General features: G+C 66.7%; 21 protein-coding genes. 6 read left to right on the forward strand and 15 right to left on the reverse strand.

Going from position 1 to position 17,319, the window contains the following annotated elements; all coding sequences use genetic code 11:
• Position 1: 1 nt before the first annotated feature.
• The 7 genes from G481_RS0118790 to G481_RS26150 form a co-directional block, all read right to left on the reverse strand.
• Entirely contained in the window at positions 2 to 811 is an 810-nt protein-coding gene (locus G481_RS0118790; RefSeq protein WP_028031352.1) for a DUF1217 domain-containing protein, read from the reverse strand.
• Positions 808 to 1,212, reverse strand: a complete 405-nt coding sequence (gene flbT / locus G481_RS0118795) for a flagellar biosynthesis repressor FlbT (protein WP_028031353.1) — start codon at positions 1,210 to 1,212, stop codon at positions 808 to 810. Before flbT ends, G481_RS0118790 begins: the two co-directional genes overlap by 4 nt.
• Positions 1,209 to 1,589 (reverse strand): flagellar biosynthesis regulator FlaF, encoded by a 381-nt coding sequence (flaF, locus tag G481_RS0118800; protein ID WP_028031354.1) that lies wholly within the window; start codon positions 1,587 to 1,589, stop codon positions 1,209 to 1,211. The genes flbT and flaF overlap by 4 nt, the downstream gene beginning before the upstream one ends.
• Positions 1,590 to 1,660: 71 nt before the next feature.
• Positions 1,661 to 2,941: a flagellin gene (locus G481_RS0118805; protein ID WP_028031355.1), complete on the reverse strand. Its 1,281-nt coding sequence runs from the start codon at positions 2,939 to 2,941 to the stop codon at positions 1,661 to 1,663.
• Positions 2,942 to 3,135: 194 nt separating this feature from the next.
• Entirely contained in the window at positions 3,136 to 3,471 is a 336-nt protein-coding gene (locus G481_RS0118810; protein ID WP_028031356.1) for a hypothetical protein, read from the reverse strand.
• Positions 3,455 to 3,736: a rod-binding protein gene (locus G481_RS0118815; protein ID WP_028031357.1), complete on the reverse strand. Its 282-nt coding sequence runs from the start codon at positions 3,734 to 3,736 to the stop codon at positions 3,455 to 3,457. Before G481_RS0118815 ends, G481_RS0118810 begins: the two co-directional genes overlap by 17 nt.
• A 13-nt stretch (positions 3,737 to 3,749) precedes the next feature.
• A complete protein-coding gene (locus G481_RS26150) occupies positions 3,750 to 3,887 on the reverse strand; it encodes a hypothetical protein (RefSeq protein WP_154664694.1) in 138 nt (45 codons plus the stop codon).
• Positions 3,888 to 5,398: 1,511 nt separating this feature from the next.
• Between G481_RS26150 and fliK the strand changes: the two genes are divergently transcribed.
• The 3 genes from fliK to G481_RS0118830 are packed head-to-tail and all read left to right on the forward strand — an operon-like array spanning position 5,399 to position 7,246.
• Positions 5,399 to 5,914 (forward strand): flagellar hook-length control protein FliK, encoded by a 516-nt coding sequence (gene fliK / locus G481_RS26315; protein ID WP_161630549.1) that lies wholly within the window; start codon positions 5,399 to 5,401, stop codon positions 5,912 to 5,914.
• 13 nt (positions 5,915 to 5,927) lie between these two features.
• Positions 5,928 to 6,596, forward strand: a complete 669-nt coding sequence (locus G481_RS0118825; RefSeq protein ID WP_028031358.1) for a flagellar hook capping FlgD N-terminal domain-containing protein — start codon at positions 5,928 to 5,930, stop codon at positions 6,594 to 6,596.
• Positions 6,597 to 6,646: 50 nt separating this feature from the next.
• A complete protein-coding gene (locus G481_RS0118830) occupies positions 6,647 to 7,246 on the forward strand; it encodes an HD domain-containing protein (protein ID WP_028031359.1) in 600 nt (199 codons plus the stop codon).
• Here G481_RS0118830 and G481_RS0118835 read toward each other — a convergent pair.
• The 3 genes from G481_RS0118835 to G481_RS0118845 form a co-directional block, all read right to left on the reverse strand.
• Complete coding sequence (locus G481_RS0118835) at positions 7,243 to 7,422, reverse strand: Trm112 family protein (RefSeq protein ID WP_028031360.1); 180 nt, start codon at positions 7,420 to 7,422, stop codon at positions 7,243 to 7,245. The two genes, G481_RS0118830 and G481_RS0118835, sit on opposite strands and share 4 nt — an antisense overlap.
• A complete protein-coding gene (locus tag G481_RS0118840; RefSeq protein WP_028031361.1) occupies positions 7,419 to 8,063 on the reverse strand; it encodes an LON peptidase substrate-binding domain-containing protein in 645 nt (214 codons plus the stop codon). Before G481_RS0118840 ends, G481_RS0118835 begins: the two co-directional genes overlap by 4 nt.
• A gap of 95 nt (positions 8,064 to 8,158) precedes the next feature.
• A complete protein-coding gene (locus G481_RS0118845; RefSeq protein ID WP_028031362.1) occupies positions 8,159 to 9,067 on the reverse strand; it encodes a thioredoxin family protein in 909 nt (302 codons plus the stop codon).
• A 112-nt stretch (positions 9,068 to 9,179) separates the two neighbouring features.
• Here G481_RS0118845 and G481_RS24635 point away from each other — a divergent pair, with 112 nt between their 5' ends.
• Entirely contained in the window at positions 9,180 to 9,812 is a 633-nt protein-coding gene (locus tag G481_RS24635) for a GDSL-type esterase/lipase family protein (RefSeq protein WP_245595014.1), read from the forward strand.
• 4 nt (positions 9,813 to 9,816) lie between these two features.
• On the opposite strand, the gene G481_RS0118855 is transcribed toward G481_RS24635, so the two are convergent.
• Together G481_RS0118855 and G481_RS0118860 are read right to left on the reverse strand one after the other, a co-directional pair.
• Positions 9,817 to 10,605: an exodeoxyribonuclease III gene (locus G481_RS0118855; protein WP_028031363.1), complete on the reverse strand. Its 789-nt coding sequence runs from the start codon at positions 10,603 to 10,605 to the stop codon at positions 9,817 to 9,819.
• A gap of 356 nt (positions 10,606 to 10,961) precedes the next feature.
• A complete protein-coding gene (locus tag G481_RS0118860; protein WP_028031364.1) occupies positions 10,962 to 11,648 on the reverse strand; it encodes a response regulator transcription factor in 687 nt (228 codons plus the stop codon).
• Positions 11,649 to 11,825: 177 nt separating this feature from the next.
• On the opposite strand from G481_RS0118860, the gene ribA reads away from it, so the two are divergent.
• Together ribA and G481_RS0118870 are read left to right on the forward strand one after the other, a co-directional pair.
• On the forward strand, positions 11,826 to 12,914 hold the full coding sequence (ribA, locus tag G481_RS0118865) for a GTP cyclohydrolase II (RefSeq protein ID WP_028031365.1): 1,089 nt from the start codon (positions 11,826 to 11,828) through the stop codon (positions 12,912 to 12,914).
• Positions 12,911 to 13,447, forward strand: coding sequence for a L,D-transpeptidase family protein (locus tag G481_RS0118870; protein ID WP_035026790.1), 537 nt, complete (start codon positions 12,911 to 12,913; stop codon positions 13,445 to 13,447). Before ribA ends, G481_RS0118870 begins: the two co-directional genes overlap by 4 nt.
• Before the next feature lie 142 nt (positions 13,448 to 13,589).
• Here the strand turns inward: G481_RS0118870 and ispG are convergent, their stop codons facing one another.
• The 3 genes from ispG to hemA all read right to left on the reverse strand — a co-directional run bounded on the left by ispG (position 13,590) and on the right by hemA (position 17,319).
• Complete coding sequence (gene ispG / locus G481_RS0118875) at positions 13,590 to 14,711, reverse strand: flavodoxin-dependent (E)-4-hydroxy-3-methylbut-2-enyl-diphosphate synthase (RefSeq protein WP_028031367.1); 1,122 nt, start codon at positions 14,709 to 14,711, stop codon at positions 13,590 to 13,592.
• Positions 14,712 to 14,780: 69 nt separating this feature from the next.
• Positions 14,781 to 15,968 carry a helix-turn-helix domain-containing protein gene (locus tag G481_RS0118880; protein ID WP_028031368.1) on the reverse strand — a complete coding sequence of 396 codons (1,188 nt, stop codon included), beginning with the start codon at positions 15,966 to 15,968 and terminating at the stop codon, positions 14,781 to 14,783.
• Between the two features lie 121 nt (positions 15,969 to 16,089).
• Positions 16,090 to 17,319 (reverse strand): 5-aminolevulinate synthase, encoded by a 1,230-nt coding sequence (gene hemA, locus G481_RS0118885; RefSeq protein ID WP_028031369.1) that lies wholly within the window; start codon positions 17,317 to 17,319, stop codon positions 16,090 to 16,092.

Raw genomic sequence — 17,319 nt, forward strand, 5'->3', positions numbered from 1 at the left:
GCTATTGCTTCATCGCCAGGGCGGTCTGGCTGACCAGCGTCAGCGCGACCGAACTGGCGCTTAGCCCGCTGCCCATGTTGGCCACCTGATTGCGCAACAGATAGCGCTTCACCAGCGCATCCATCCGCCCGGGTTCGGCAAATTGGGCGACGCTGTCATCGCCAAAGGCCGCCTTGGCCTTTTGCTTCAGCATGGACTTTTGCGTGTCTATATCCAACGAGCCAAAGGCCGATGGCAGACCGAAGGCAGTTTCCAGCACCGCGCGCAGCGGCCCTTGTCCCATGACGCTGAACCATTTGGCATCCTCGCTCATCGTCGAACCGGCCAGCTTTGACAGCTCGCGTTCGGCATTCATGGCAAGGCGCAAGCTTTCATCGACAGTGCCAACCGATACCTCGAACTGCCGGTCTTTCCATTGCGACACGATCTTGTCCGGGAAATCCGACAATCTGGTCTTGGGCACCGCCAGATCAAAGCCGAACGCGGTTGCAAACTCGCGATAGCGGGTGTCCGACAGCTTCAGCGCCAGCGCGCCTTCGGTCAGCGTGCCGTCTTCCAGCACCTTGCGGATGAAATATCGGTTGTCGATATCGTCTTCCAACCCGAAGGCCCCAAGCGCCACGTTCAGCAGCCGCCGATCACTGACCAGCTGTTCGGGCGTGGTGACCTGACCGATCTTTTCGCGGAAATAATCCTCGTCCCGCTTGACCGAGCTCTGATTGTCGAAGGCGGCCTTCTGGGTCGCCTCCGTGCGCTTGAGCACCGCCCAGCCCGCGTAGCCGCCAAGCCCGATCGAGGGGACATAGCTCATGTCCGGCCCGCTGCGAACAGACGCTCCTCGCGCGGCAAGAGGCTGCGAAGCGCCTTGAGCACCTGATAGGGCTGACCGTCCACAACGCCTTGCGAGGCCTGCGCCAGCAGCGATCGGCTGTCGTGATCGGTCATCACCTGGCTCAGCTGTTCGATCCCGCGCAACAGTTGCAGCCGCGCCTCGTCGGCATCGACATCGCCTGACAGCACCAGCTGCGCGATATAGCACACGCGGCGCACCGGCGTTGTCACCTGCTCGGGGTGGATCGCATCGCGCAGGCGCAAGATATGTGCCCCCGGCGTCATGATCGCCAGTTTTGACCGCCGATCACAATTCTCGACCACGGCGCCATTGATCAGCACCCGCTCGTGCGGAGCAAGCTTGAGGACAAGCCCGCTCATAGCCCGGCCCCGGTTTCGCCGCGCAGACCCCGCATGACGGCGGTGTTGATATCCACCAGCACCTCGACACTGGCGGTCCCGGCCAGCACCTTGCGGCTGTGCTGATCGGTGAATTCGTACAGGTAGAACAGCTGCGCCCGCAGGGGCGGCGGCAGTCCGTTGCCCGAATGGGCGACATCCAGCGCAAGGGTCGACCAGACCTGACGATTGTCGGAAATGGCGACCGCCAGCGCGGGGAAATTCTGCTTGCGGCCTTCCCAGGCCGATCGAAGGCGCTGCGTCACGCGGGCAAGCAGATCGTATTCCAGCCCGCGGGGCGAACGCATGGGCGCGCGGGGCTGACCATAGGCGGTATGGGCAAAGTTGACGGTGTTCATGGCGGAACCTTCTGGTGCTGCGGCAGGTCAGGACACCGGGGCGCGCTGGACTGCGCGCCCCGGAACTGGCATTACCGGAACAGCGACAGAATGCTCTGCGGTGCCTGGTTGGCGATCGACAGCGCCTGCACCCCCAGCTGCTGCTGGACCTGAAGCGCCTGCAGGCGGGCCGAGGCCTCTTCCATGTCGGCATCGACCAGCGAGCCGATACCGGCCTTGAGCGAGTTGACCAGATTGCCGACGAACTTGTTCTGGATGTCGATCCGCTTTTGCGCGGTCCCGAAATCGGAGGCAGCCTTGATCGCCGTCTGGGTCAGCCCCTCGATCGCGCTCAGCGCCGCGGCGGCGCCTTCGCTGCTGGTCACGTCCAGCTCGCCCAGCAGGGCAAGGCCCCCACCGGCTTTGCCGCCCGTGGTCAGGGTCGAGGTGGTGGTGATGCCGGCAGTCGTGTTGTTGGTGATCTTCACCCCGGTGTTGCTGTCCACCTCGGCCGAGATCTTCACGCCGGCCTTTTCCGCCTCATAGTTGATGCGCGAGACCAGCGCCTTGGCGATGTCGGCCTGGGTGTCGCCATCGCGCGCCACATAGCGGATGTTGGCCGTGATGCCGGTCAGGCCGCCGATCGAATAGCCATCGCCGGCCAGCACGGCATTGCCGCCGCGGGCTGCGGTCGCCGTATCGCCAACGACCGTCAGCGTGCCCGATGCGCCAGCCGCAATCGCCCCCGCGCCGGTCATGGCCGCAGCGGCCAGATCGGTGCCCGTGCCCCAGGTCAGCGCCTGGGTGCCAAGGTCTGCCTTGCTGGCCGCGATGCTCGAGGCCGAGACGGTGCCCGAGGACGAGCGATCCAGCGATGCCAGGACCGACACCTCGCCCGAGCCCTTGATCCCCTTGCCCGCGCCGGTATTGCCGACGATCTGGGCGACGGTGGCGCCGCCCTCGCTGTTCGACAGCAGGTTCAGGCCGTTGAACTGCGCCGCCCCGACGATCGAGCTGATCTGGTCACGCAGGGCAACGATATCTTCCTGGATCTTGGCGCGGTCGACGTTTTCTTCCTGCGACGAGACGATCTTGTCCTTCACCTCGGACAGAAGATCGGTGATCTGCTCCGAAGCCGAGCGCGCCACCGCGATGGTCGACGAGCCAAGCGAGAGGCTGCTGGAGATCCCCTCGAAGCTGTTCACATCCGATTCCATGACCTTGGAAATCGCCCAGACCGCCGCATTGTCGCGCGCGGTGGCCACGGATTTGCCGGTCGAAATCTCTTGCTGGGTCTTTTCCAGGTTGCTGTTGATCCCTTTCAGAGTCTGAAGGGCAACCATCGCGCTGGTATTGGTAAGAATGGACGACATGTTGAACTTTCCTTGAAGGAACCGGCGCTTTGCACCGGATTACTTGCCACTTGCGGTGGCGGCCCTGGCCTTCTGCCCTTGCGGCGGGGATCGCCGCGCCACCCCGTCACGGGATGCAAGGCCATTCAGCCGTCCAATCTCTAAGAACCTCCTAAGACGCATCGGCCGAATGCCGTGCATTTTCTGCAAATCCACTAGACCCGGCGCAGCGGGGCCCCGTCCCGGCTCAGGGCATGGCGCTGCCCGTCGCCGCCATAGGTGGCGGGGGTTCGGCGCAAGCGGTCGATCTCGGCCAGACGCTGACGGGCGGCGGCAAGTCCGCGCCCGGTCGCGTCCAGCAGCACCGCAACCTCTTCGGCGCGGACCTTGATCCGGGCAAGACTGGCGCGCGACGGCGCAGCGGGTTCCAGCGCATCGACCCCGGCGGTCACGCGGTCGGTCAAGGCGGGCAAGGCGGCCAGGTCGCCGCGCAGCGCCGCCTCGCGCAGCGCCTCGAGCGCAAGGATCAGACGGTCAGCGGGGCTCGACATCGGCGCGCCCCTTCAGCGCGTTGAACAGATGTTCAGCAAGACCGATTCCCCCGCGCCGCACGATGGCCTGGGCCTGCGCCTCGCGCAGGAACGAGGCGAACTGATCCTCGCCAACCCCGCCGCCAAAGGTTTCGGGCGTCGCACCGGCCCCCGCATGGCGCAGCATTTCGGCCAGAAACTGACCTTCAAGCTCTTGCGCGCGGGCGCGCAGGACAGTGTCGCGCGGATCGGGGGGCGCATGGGCGCTGGAAACGGGGGGGATCATGGCAAGCTCCGCATCAGGTCGAATTGAAACGATCTTGCTTCAGCGCGGTAAACAAATCGGTAACCCCGATGCGCCATGCTGCCCTGATCCGACAGAAGTCGCGTGAGGGTCGCATGAATATCGAAGCCGTCTTTGCCAGCATGGTTGCCATGGCACGCACCCTTGGCCCAGGCGTGGCCCCGCGGGCCGAGGGCTTCCAGATGGCATGGGACCAGAGCGGCGCAGGCGATCGGCCCGCAGATCCGCCGGCCAGGGTTTCACGGACCAAGGACGCCCCCGAAGGCCCCGCGCCTGACGCGCCCGTGCCCGTTGCCCCCCCCATGCCCGCACCGCCGACCGGGACGATGCAGGCCGCGGCCCCGGACGGCTCGGCTGCACCGACTGCGGCTGCTGCGCCGCAGGCCGGGCCGCCCCCCGTGCAAGGTAGGGCGCTGCAAGGGCCGGCCCTGCGCCCGGAACCTGCAGCGGCGACGATGCCCCCCATGCCCATGGAACCGCCCACCGCGCCTCGCACCGCGCAGACTGCCTCGCCCCCTGACAGCGAGACACCTGCCGGCCCGGTGCCAGCAGATCGCCAGGCGCGCGCGGTCTTGATACCACCGGCCTTCGCGTGGCCCAGCGACGCGACAGCGCCATCCGGGACACAAACGGTGGAGCCCCGGAACGGGATGCCCGCTGGCGCGCCCGCTCAGCCGCCCGCAGACGCCCCCATCCCCGCCCGCACGCAGCGGGACATCCCGCCTTCGCCTGCCGAGACCGTCAGGATTCACGTGCCTGAGGGCGACATTCACCGCCGCCCCATCGCGCTCGATCCAGGGGCGCCCGCGCCATACCCCGAGCGTTCGCAAGATAGCCCCAGTCCCCCGGCCGGTTCCGCCCGGCCCCCGCCGTCCGCGACTCCGCCGCTGGCCTGGGCGCCCGCCACACATCCGGTGGCGGGCGGCGAAAGCGCATCATCTGAATTCCGGCCGGCCGCACCAGCAGCCGGCGCAAACATGCCCCTGCCGGCCGCGCCCAGGACAGAGGCGCCAGATATGGCCACGATCAAGGGGCAACCGGCCCCCATGCCCCCCCCATCAGCCCTCGATGACAGGGTGGCCGCCGTCCCCGACCCAAAGCCGGCGGCTGATGCCCCTGCCATGATGCGGCCTGGCAGCAAGCCCCCCCCCCGCCGCCGGGCGGCCGATGGTCGATTCCCACCAGTTCGCCCTGCCATTGCCGCGCGAAAGCACCGTGGCCTTCCGAATCGTTCCTCCCCCGACTCTGGCCCCAGACGAACAGGCGACGCCCTCGCACACCCAGATGCCCGCGCCAGGGGACACGACCGATGCCGCAGGTCCGGCGCATGATGCGGTGCCCCGCCCGAACGCGCCCCGCGCAATGGTCGAGGCGCCCGAGCCAGGCTCGATTTCAGAACCTTTGCCCCTTGCGCCGCGCGGCCGGACAGTTCCGGTCACTCGCCTTGTCAGCGAAGGTCCCGCCAATGGTCCGACGCCCCCGGCAGGACCGATCGCGGCGCCCGCGCCTTTGGCCCCGCACCTGATTGCGCAAGACCCGGAGGCGCCAGAGCGCGACCAGATGTCGGGCCCGCCAGCCGCGGCCGTCCGCACGCCCGAATCGGCGCCAAACGCTGCGCCGGCGCCTCGTGCGCCCGCCCCAGTATTGTCCGATCTGCCCGCCACCCGGCCATGGGCCGCTGCCGACCCGTTTGAGGCCAGCGGCGATCACCCCCTTGCCAGCCCCACCATTCACCAGATGGGCGCCGCGCCTGCATCGCCTGTCAGCCCCGCGCCACCCCATGCCGCCCCGCCCCCGCCTGCGGCCCAGCTGTCCGAAGCCATCGTCACCGCCAAGGACGGCCAGATCGACCTGCGCCTCGATCCCGAGGAACTGGGGCGCGTGCGCGTGACGCTGCAGCAGGATGGCGATGTGATGCGGGTTCATATCCACGCCGAGCGCCCCGACACGCTGGACCTTCTGCGCCGCAATACGGGCGATCTGGCGGCCGAACTGCGCTCGGCCGGGTATGAGGGGACAAGTTTCACCTTTGGCGACCAATCCAGGGACCAGCCCCGCCGCCAGCCGCAGGCAGGTGCGCCTGAAACCGCCGCCCCCCACGCATCCCACCGCAGCGCGCCCCTGCAAGGCAGCGGCGCGGCGCTTGACCTTCGCCTTTGAAACGGAGCCCACGATGACCATGATCGGCGCCACCAGCACCGCCGCCACACCCGCACCCGTCAGCGCGCAAGGCACATCGGCCCTGACTTCGGATTTCGACACCTTCTTGCGGATGCTGACGGTGCAGATTCAGAATCAGGATCCGCTGAACCCGATGGAATCGACAGAATTCGCGACCCAGCTGGCGACCTTTGCCGGGGTCGAACAGCAGATTCGTACCAATGACCGGCTGTCCGGGCTGTCAGATCAGCTTGGCCTGTCCAGCATGGCCCAGCTTTCCGGCTGGATCGGAATGGAGGCCCGGGTCAGCGGCGCCGCGCAGTTCACGGGCCAGCCGCTGACCCTGTCGCCCAACCCGCCCACGCTGGCCGATACGATGCAGCTGATCGTGCTGGACGCCAGCGGGACCGAGGTGCAGCGCCTGCCCCTGCCCGTCTCCTCGGCTGAAATCACATGGGACGGGATCGACAGCACGGGCTCCTTGCTGGCACATGGCCCCTACAGCTTCCGGCTGGAAAGCTTTGCCGCCGGCGCCTCGCTGGGCGTGCAGGACGTCGAGCATTACGCCGTGGTGCGCGAGGCACAAGGCGACGGGGCGGGCGGCGTCAACCTGGTGTTCGATGGCGGGCTTGTGGTGGCAGCCGCCACGGCAAGCGCGCTGCGCAAGCGCGCCGGGCTTTGACAGGGGCGGCCGGCGGGGCTAGACGATCCGCGCATAGCGGAGGAGATGCCATGAAACAGCCCCGCGCCTGGCAAAGAATGCTTTCGGGCCGCCGCCTCGATCTGCTGGACCCGACGCCGGTGGACATTGAAATCGCGGACATCGCCCATGGCCTGGCCTTTGTCGCGCGCTGGAACGGGCAGACCCATGGCGACTGGCCCTATTCGGTCGCCGAACATTCGCTGCTGGTCGAAACCCTGTTCGCCCGCGCCAATCCCGGCCAGCCGGCCCGCTGGCGCATGGCGGCGCTGCTGCACGATGCGCCGGAATATGTGATCGGCGACATGATCAGCCCGGTCAAGACCGCCGTCGGCCCCGGCTATGGCGACCTTGACGCCCGGCTGACCGCCGCGATCCACATCCGCTTTGGCCTGCCAGCCGCCCTGCCGGTCGCGATCAAGAAGGCGATCAAGGCCGCTGACCGCGTATCCGCCTGGCTGGAAGCCGTGCAGATCGCCGGCTTCAGCCTGCCCGAGGCGAACCGCCTGTTCGGCCGCCCAAACCTCGCCCTGACCCAGGGGCTGGAGATTCGCCTGCAGCCCCCCGCCCAGGTGCGCGCCGACTATCTGGCCCGCCATGCCGCCTTGCTCGCGGCGATGGATGCCGGCTAGTCGATCTCGCGCGCCTCGCCGACCAGCATCACCGGGATCCCGCCGCGCACCGGAAACGCCAGATGCGCAGCGCGGCTGACCAGTTCCTGCCGCTCGGCATCCCAGGACAGCGGGGCGCGCGTCACCGGGCAGACCAGCTGTTCCAGCATCCTGCGATCAAAGGGGGCGGTGGTCATTGCTTCGGCTCCTCGGGGGCTTCGCCCGCATGCAGGGCAAATTCGATCAGCGTCACCAGCGTCTCGCGCCGGGTCTGCAAGGATGGCGCCTCGAGCAGCGCCTGCTTGTCCTCGGGGCCAAAGGGGCACAGCATGGACAGCGCATTGATCAGCAATTCGCTGCCCGCCTCGTCCAGCGTGCCCCAGTCAGTTTCCAGCCCGCGCGCGGCAAAGAACCGCCGCAGCAACGGCAGAAAGGCGGCGCGGTCAAAGCCCGGATCCTCTTCGGCGCCGCCACGATCGCGGGTGAAATCGGACCAGTCGGCGCGCACCCGCCGATAGGGGGTAAAGCCGGGCACCTCCTCGCGCACCCGAAACCGCGACACGCCGCCCAGGGTGATCATGTAGCGCCCATCGTCGGTTTCGGAAAACGAGACCAGCCGACCCGCACAGCCAATGGCCTGCAGGCGCGGCTCGCCGCCCGGAACCTCGCGCGGCTGGATCATTCCGATCAGCCGCTCGGGTGTTTTCATGCAATCCTCGACCATCGCCAGATAGCGCGGCTCGAACACATGCAGCGGCAGCCGCCCGCGCGGCAGCAGCAGCGCCCCGGTCAGCGGAAAGATCGGTATCACCTCTGGCAGATCGCCCGGATGTTTCATGGCCTTCGGCCCGCCCCTTCATCTGTCCGGAAATATCCCGGGGGGTGAATTGGCCGGAACGGCCAAGAGGGGGGCTGGCCCCCCTCGCCCTCGTGTCACGAAAAGATCATCGACGACAGCTTGCGCCGCCCTTTCAGCACGATGGGGTCTTGCGGCTTCAGCGCATCAAAGATGGTGAACAGCTGCGCCTTGGCCGCGCCATCGTTCCAGTCGCGGTCGCGCCGGAACAGCTCGAGCAGCGCGTCGACCGCGCCCTCGACATCGCCTGCGGCATGCAGCGCATTGGCCAGGTCAAAGCGCGCCTGATGATTGGCGGGATCCGCCTTGACGGCGGCGCGCAGCTCGGCCTCGGGGCCGGCATTCGCCGCCTGACGCGCCAGCGCCAGCTGGGCCCGCGCGGCCTCGACCTCTTTCGAGCGGGCAAGCTCGGGCGTCGCCGTGCCAAGGAAGGCTTCGGCCTGATCCAGTTGCCCCACCGCCAGATAGGCGCGCGCAAGGCCACCAAAGGCCGCAGCATTGCCCGGCTCTTCTTCAAGGATCGCGGCAAAGGTTTCGGCCGCGTCAGCCGCCGCGCCTTCGGCCAGCATCTGTTCGGCCGCCGCGATCGCCTCGGACAAGCCACCATCGCCCGCCACGGCCGCCACGCGTTCGACGAATTTCTTCACTTCCGAGGCCGGCAGCGCGCCCTGGAACCCGTCGACCGGCTGGCCCTGCCAAAAGGCATAGACCGTCGGGATTGACTGGATGCGCAGCTGGCCCGCGATCATCTGGTTCTGATCGACGTCGATCTTGACCATGCGCACCTTGCCGCCTGCCGCGTTCACCGCCGCCTCGAGCGCGGGGCCCAGCGTCTTGCACGGCCCGCACCAGGGCGCCCAGAAATCGACGATGACCGGCACTTCGCGGCTGGTCTCGATCACATCCTGCATGAAGGTCGCCTCGGTGCCGTCCGTGACCAGACCGGCCGCCGGGGCCTTCGGCTTCGTATCTCCAAACCCGAGCATGACGCCCTCCTCAATTCCATTGCGTCCTATATGCGCGCCGCACCGCCGCCTGCCAAGGGGTTGCACCCGCCGATCTGGCGCCTAGCATGGCGGCAAATTGATCGGAGGCCCCATGCCCAGACTGCTGACCTATGGCGACAGCAACACCCATGGCACCTTGCCGCTGCACACGCGCGGCGTCTTTGAACGCCATGGGCGCGAGATCCGCTGGCCGACCCGTGCTGCGGCCCTGCTGGGCCCGGACTGGGACCTGGCCGAAGAGGGGCTGCCCGGACGCACCACGATGTTCCCCGATCCGGTGATGGGCGCGCATATGGACGGCACCATCGGGCTGCGCATCGCGCTGCTGACCCATGGGCCGCTGGACGCCATGACGCTGATGCTGGGCACCAACGATGTCAAGCTGCGCTATGGCGCGACGCCCGAGCGAATCCTGGGCGGCATTGCCGCGCTGATCGACATGGCGCGTGCGCCCGACATGGCCGCCCGCCACCCCGGCCTGCGGATCCTGCTGATCTGCCCCCCGCCGGTCGAAGAGGCCGGGGTTCTGGCCCCCGACTACATGGGCGGGCCGGCCAAGTCGCGGGCGCTGGCGCCGCTGTATCGCGATTTCGCAAAGGCGCGGGGCCTTGGGTTTCTGGACGCGGGCGAGGTGATCGCCGTCAGCCCCATTGACGGCGTGCATTACGATGCCAGGGCCATGAGACGCTGGCAGGCGCCGTGGCCGGCGCGCTGCGCGATCTGATGGGTTAAAGATCGAAGCTGGCAAACACCGGCGCGTGGTCGCTGGGCTGGTCCCAGCCGCGCGCGGCGCGCAGGATGCGGCTGGAATGGCCCGCAGTGGCGATATCGGCGGTGGCCCAGATGTGATCCAGCCGCCGCCCCTTGTCGGCCGCATCCCAATCGGGGCTGCGATAGGACCACCAGGAAAACAGCGGGCCTTCGGGAATATCCTGCCGGGTGATGTCAACCCAGCCGCCCGAGTCCTGAACATCGCCCAGGGCCTCGACCTCGACCGGGGTATGCGAGACGATTTTCAGCAGCGCCTTGTGGTTCCACACGTCATCGGCGCGCGGCGCAATGTTCAGATCGCCCACAAGGATCGCACGGTCTGGCCGTTCCCAGCGGAAGTGGTCGCGCATCTCGGCCAGGAAATCGAGCTTTTGCCCGAATTTGACGTTCTGGTCACGGTCGGGAATGTCACCGCCTGCCGGGACATAGAAATTGTGGATCGTGACGCCGTTTTCCAGCTGCGCCGCAACGTGGCGGGCATGGCCAAGGCTGGCAAAGTCGCGGTCCCCGGCATCCATGATCGGCAGTTTCGACAAGATGGCGACGCCGTTATAGCCCTTTTGCCCCCGCGCAACGATGTGGCGATAGCCGAGGGCATGAAACGCCTCGACCGGCATCTTGTCGACCGGCGACTTGATTTCCTGAAGGCACAGCACATCGGGCGATTCCTCGGTCAACAGTTTGCTGACAAGCGCCTCGCGCAGGCGGACCGAGTTGATGTTCCAGGTGGCGAGGGTGAAGGACATGGCAGGCTCCGGTTGGGCGGGCCGCCACGATAGCCGCCCCTGCCCCCGGCTTCCAGCACGAAAAGGGAACGCCGCTGCAAAAGAACGCCCCGGCGCCAGTGGCGTCGGGGCGAGGTCCAACAGGGAGGTTTCCACTTTTACAACTTTAGGCTGAACGCGCGACTTCGCAAGCGGTTCCGCGCCAAAACGGAATGACGTTACGTCACTGTTGCAAAAAAGAGCCCGGGCACAAGGCCCGGGCCAGGTCCAACAGGGAGGTGCCGCAACATGACCCCGTTGCGGCCAGGGGAACCGATCAGGAAACGATCATCCTGTGAATCTGTGGATAACCGCCAATTCCGGCAACACTGTGACGATCAGACAGCCAGTTTGTAACCGCCGCTTTCGGTGACCAGCAGCCGCGCGTTCGAGGGATCGGGCTCGATCTTCTGGCGCAGGCGGTAGATGTGGGTTTCCAGCGTATGGGTCGTGACCCCGGCGTTATAGCCCCAGACCTCATGCAACAGCACATCGCGCGCCACCACCTGTTGCCCCGCGCGATAGAGGAACTTCAGGATGTTGGTTTCCTTTTCCGTCAGGCGAACCTTCTTTTCCTTGGCATCGACCAGCATCTTCTGCGCCGGCTTGAAGGTATACGGCCCAAGCTGGAACACCGCATCCTCGGACTGTTCGTGCTGGCGCAGCTGGGCGCGGATGCGGGCCAGAAGGACGGCGAACTTGAACGGCTTGGTGATGTAGTCGTTCGCCCCCGAATCCAGGCCAAGAATGGCGTCCGCATCGGAATCATGCCCGGTCAGCATGAGGATCGGGGCCTTGATGCCGGCCTTGCGCATCCGCTTGCACAGCTCGCGCCCGTCGGTGTCGGGCAGGCCGACATCCAGGATGATCAGGTCGTGATGCTGCGCCTTGGCCTTGTCCAGACCATCGGCGCCGGTCCCGGCTTCGAAGACGTCGAAATCCTCGGTCATGACCAACTGCTCCGACAGGGCCTCGCGCAGGTCGTCGTCGTCGTCGACCAGAAGGATTTTACGCAGGTTTGCCATGGGGGCCTCCTTGTTCCGATATCGGGAACGTGAGCGCGGGCCCGGCCGAATTCAAGTTTTGCAACAAGGATTCACGGTCTCGTGTCGCAAGGGCGGGAATTGTTTCAGTTTCTGTCGACGGCGCGGCCCCTTGCCCCCCGGCGCCGCTGGGTCTATCGCTGAACCAAGGAGCCCGCCATGACCCTTGCACCCACCCTGCCCGAACGGCTGAACCGCGCCCGCGCCGACCTGCGCATGGGGTTGCCGGTGGTGCTGGGGGGCGAGGGGGTCGCGATCCTGGCGGCGGCGGTCGAGGCGCTGGATGCCGACCGCCTGGCCGATCTGCGGGCGCTTGGCGCCCCGGTGCTGGCCATCACCGCCCGGCGGGCCGAGACGCTGAAGGCCCGCGCCTATGATGGCGATCTGGCGCGGATCGTGGTGCCGGGCGATGCGGGGCTGGGCTGGCTGCAATCGGTCGCGGACCCCAAGGATGATCTGTCAAAGCCGATGAAAGGCCCCTTCGCCAGCCTGCGCGAGGGTCCGGCGGCATTGCATCGCACGGCGATTGCGCTTGCCAAGTCGGCGCATCTGTTGCCGGCGGTGGTGACGGTGGCGGTGACGGACGGGCTGGCGCTGTCGGCGCGCAATGGCCTGACGTTTCTGCCCGTGTCAGAGATCGAGCCCGAACTGTTCCGCGCCGGCCCCCTGCTGCCGGTGGTGTCGGCCCGTGTGCCGCTGGTCGCCTCTGAAGCCGGGAGGGTGCATATCTTTCGACCCGAGGATGGCACGGTCGAACACTATGCCATCGAGATCGGCCAGCCCGACCGTTCGGCCCCCGTTCTGGCGCGGCTGCATTCGGCCTGTTTTACCGGCGACGTGCTGGGCAGCCTGAAGTGTGACTGCGGCCCGCAGCTGCGCGCCGCCTTGGCGCAGATGGGGCAGGAAGGCGCGGGGGTGCTGCTGTATCTGAACCAGGAGGGCCGGGGGATTGGTCTGGCCAACAAGATGCGCGCCTATGCCTTGCAAGATCAGGGCTTTGACACCGTCGAGGCCAACCACCGTCTGGGGTTCGAGGATGACGAGCGCGATTTTCGCATCGGGTCGGGGATCTTGCGCAAGATGGGCTTTTCCAAGGTCCGGCTGATGACCAACAACCCCGCCAAGGTCGCGATGATGCAGGCCCAGGGGCTGGAGGTCACGGAACGCGTGCCGCTGAAAGTGGGCGAGACGGCGCAAAACCGTGCCTATCTGGCGACCAAGGCGGCCAAATCGGGGCATCTGCTATGATCGTTGCACGGCCGCAGGATATTGTGATCACACCGATGGGCGCGCGGTTCATGGGGCGGATGATCCCCTGCACCGTCGGGCGCGGTGGGGTGGTGGATGCCGCCCTCAAGCGCGAGGGTGATGGCGGCACGCCGACCGGGGTTCATGCCATTGGCCCGGTGCTGTATCGCCCCGACCGCATTCCCTGCCCCGTCCCCGGCGCCATGCCGATCGGGCCGGGCGACCTGTGGTCGGACGATGCGGGGGATGCGGCCTATAACCAGCATGTCCGCGCGCCCTATGCGCCCAGCCACGAAAAGCTGCGCCGCGCCGATCCGATGTATGATCTGGTGGTGGTCACGGGCTGGAACTGGCCCGTGGCGGTGGCCGGGAGGGGATCGGCGATCTTCATCCATCAATGGCGCCGCCCTGGTGCGCCAACCGCTGGCTGCATCGGCTTTTCGCGCCGCGATCTGCGCTGGATCGTCGCCAATCTGGCCGAGGACAGCCGTTTGATCGTGCTGCCCCGCCAGCCGCGGCAATTCTTCGGTTAGTACGACCGGAAGGTTGGCCTGTCTGGCCAGGGTTGCAAGGGGGCTGTCTGCCCCCTCTGGCCCGTTCCGGGCCATTCACCCCCGAGGATATTTGCACCAAGGCGAAAGCAGGGGCGGCGTGCGTTGGCCGGGCTGAAAGCCGCTATTCGGCGGGTTCTTCTGCTGCCTCGATTTCCGCGGCGCGCCTTTCCACCAGCTCGACGATGTGCTCGACCATTTGATCGTTCGACATGCGATGGCTTTGCTTGCCGGCCAGATAGACCATGCCGTTCCCGGCCCCGCCGCCGGTAAAGCCGATGTCGGTCATCAGCGCCTCGCCCGGGCCGTTCACCACGCAGCCGATGATCGACAGGCTCATCGGGGTCTTGATGTGTTCCAGCCGCTTTTCCAGCTTTTCCACGGTCTTGATGACGTCAAAGCCCTGCCGCGCGCAGCTGGGGCAGGAAATGATCTGCACGCCGCGGGTGCGCAGGCCAAGCGATTTGAGGATCTCGAACCCGACCTTGACCTCTTCGACAGGGTCGGCCGACAGCGAGACGCGGATCGTGTCGCCAATGCCGAACCACAGCAGCGAGCCAAGGCCGATGGCGGATTTCACCGTGCCCGCCATCAGGCCGCCCGCCTCGGTGATGCCCAGGTGGATGGGCGCGTCGGTGACGGTGGCCAGCTGCTGATAGGCGGCGGCGGCCATGAACACGTCCGAGGCTTTCACGCTGATCTTGAATTCGTGAAAATCGTTGTCCTGCAACAGCTTGATATGATCGAGCCCCGATTCCACCATCGCATCGGGGCAAGGCTCGCCGTATTTGTCCAGCAGGTGCTTTTCCAGCGACCCGGCATTGACGCCGATCCGGATGGAACACCCATGGTCGCGCGCGGCCTTGATCACTTCGCGCACCTTGGCGGCGTTGCCAATGTTGCCGGGGTTGATGCGCAGGCAGGCAGCGCCCGCCTCGGCGGCCTCGATGGCGCGCTTGTAGTGGAAGTGGATGTCGGCCACGATCGGCACCGGGCTTTCCGCCACGATCTGCCGCAGGGCGCGGGTGCTGTCGACATCGGGGGTGGACACGCGCACGATGTCGGCCCCGGCTGCGGCGGCGCGCTGCACCTGGTCGATGGTCGCCCTGGCGTCCGAGGTCAGGGTGTTGGTCATCGTCTGCACCGAGATCGGTGCATCGCCGCCGACCAGCACCGAGCCTACGCGGATCTGGCGTGATTTGCGGCGATCGATGTTGCGCCACGGGCGGATGGGGTTGTGCGACATGACCGGTCTCCGCGTTCAGGGGTCACGATCAGATAGCCCTGCCTGCCGAAGCGGGCAAGGCCCAGCCGATCACTCCTGCGCGTCGTCCGCGCCCAGATACTTGGCCTGGGCGACCTGCACCAGACGGGCCACGTCGGGTTTGGACTTCAGATCGACCAGCGCATATTTGTCTGACAGCGCCTCGGGCGAGAGGGCAACGTTGCTGACGACCTGTGCCCCGGCAGCGGCCGGACCATAGGCCTGACCCTTGACGATGAAATAGACCGAGCCCGAATTGCCTGCACGCAGCGTCGGCGGTGCATCGGATTGCGGGACCACATAGGAATCGCCGGCGTCGAGGATCTTTTCAAAGAGCACCGTGCCATCGGCCGCGCGCACCCGCACCCAGGAGGGCTGGGTCGCCATGATCTCGACCGCCGGCGCGGCGTCGGCCAGAACGCGGACGGGCTGTTCCTCGGTCTCGGGCTGGGCGGCGGTGGCCACAGCCTCGGCGGCCGGGCGTTCCGGCAGGATCGAGGCGATGGGGCCATCGCGCGACACCATCTGCGGCACATCCAGCGCCTGCGGGCGATAGAGGCGGCCAAGCGCCTCGGCCGTCGGGGCCAGGGGCTGGGTTTCCTCGGGCTGACCATCGGCGACCTTCAGCGCCGAACCGGCGCCGACATTGCCCAAGGGGTCGATCGAGGCGACAACCGACGGCGCCTGTTCGATGGGCGCCACCTGAACGCGCTGCACCTCGCGCAGGACGGACCAGCCGCCATAGCCGATCCCGGCGATCAGCAGCAGCAGCACCAGCACCGAACCTGCGGCACCGGGTTCGATCCGGCTGACCCAGTGCTCACCCCGCGGGACGAACAGCGCGTCGGGATCGGCCAGCGCCTCAAGCCCGCGCGGGCGCGGACGCGCCGCCTGCGCGCGCGGCGCGGGAGAGGTTGCCAACCCCTTGGGAACGGCGGTGAAATTCGCCTCGGCGCAGAATTGCTGATAGGCGGCATCCGGGTCCATGCCCAGATAACGTGCATACGAGCGCACATAGCCCGCCACAAAGCCCGGCGTTTCAAAGGCCGAGACATCGGCATTTTCGATGGCAGCGATGTAGGTGGCCTTGATCTTCAGCTCGCGCTGCACATCCAGAAGCGATTTGCCCAATGTGGCCCGTTCGCCCCGCATCAGGTCGCCAAGGCGCAGGTCGTAATCGTCAAAGCCTTTCGGCTTCTCGTCGACCTCCGCCGAAGGTTTGCCCTTCCGCCAAATCATGCCGCCTGCCCCATGCCGAATTTTTTGCTGCCCGTCGCCCCCGGCGGTGCGACTCGGCTTTTAGCTGAACCCTGCGCAACGTCTAGCACAGATCGGAGCGATGCACACACGAGGAATTGTTCTAGGCCGTCAACTCGGCACGATTCAGCGCACAGTGCGACCAGAGCGAATCCATCGCGCGCACCAGACGATCAATCTGCCCGGAATCGTGCACCGGCGAGGGCGTGAAGCGCAGCCGTTCGGTGCCGCGCGGCACGGTCGGGAAGTTGATCGGCTGGACATAAATTCCGAACTGTTCCAGCAGCATGTCGGACAGCATCTTGCAATGCACCGGATCGCCGACATGCACCGGCACGATATGGCTGCCATGGTCGATGATCGGCAGGCCCATGCCCTTGAGCCGCATCTTGAGGATCTTTGCGTGCAGCTGCTGGGCATCGCGCAGCTTCTGGCCTTCCTCGGTCTTGAGCAGGCGGATCGAGGCGGCGGCACCGGCCGCGACGACCGGCGGCAGCGAAGTGGTGAAGATGAAGCCCGGCGCATAGGACCGGATCGCGTCCACCATTTTCGCGCTGGCGGCGATATAGCCACCGAACACGCCAAAGGCCTTGCCCAGCGTCGCGTTGATGATGTCGACGCGGTGCATCTGGCCATCGCGTTCCGCGACCCCCGCCCCGCGCGGGCCATACATGCCGACTGCGTGAACTTCATCCAGATAGGTCAGGGCGCCAACCTCTTGGGCCAGATCGCAGATTTCCTTGATCGGGCCAAAATCGCCATCCATCGAATAGATCGATTCAAAGGCGATCAGCTTGGGCGCCGCCGGATCGTCGGAAGCGATCAGCTCGCGCAGGTGGGCCACATCGTTGTGGCGGAAGATGCGCTTGGGGCCATTGCCGCGGCGCACGCCTTCGATCATCGAGGCATGGTTCAGCGCGTCGGAATAGATGATCAGGCCGGGAAACAGCAGCCGCAGCGTGGAAAGCGTGGCATCATTGGCAATATAGGCCGAGGAAAACACCAGCGCGGCTTGCTTGCCGTGCAGATCCGCGATCTCGGCTTCCAGCCGCTTGTGATAGACGGTGGTGCCCGAAATGTTGCGCGTGCCGCCCGAGCCGGCGCCCGTGGCATCCAGCGCCTCGTGCATGGCGGCCAGCACCTGAGGGTTCTGGCCCATTCCCAGATAGTCGTTGCCGCACCAGACGGTGATGTCCTGCTCGGTCCCGTCAGGCTTGCGCCAGACGGCATGGGGAAAATGGCCCTTGCGACGCTCGATGTCGATGAAGGTGCGATAGCGGCCTTCGTCGTGCAGCCGTTGCAGGGCGGCATCCAGCTGAGCGTCGTAATTCAT

Origin of the sequence: Gemmobacter nectariphilus DSM 15620 (assembly GCF_000429765.1) — a bacterium.
GTDB lineage: Bacteria > Pseudomonadota > Alphaproteobacteria > Rhodobacterales > Rhodobacteraceae > Wagnerdoeblera > Wagnerdoeblera nectariphila.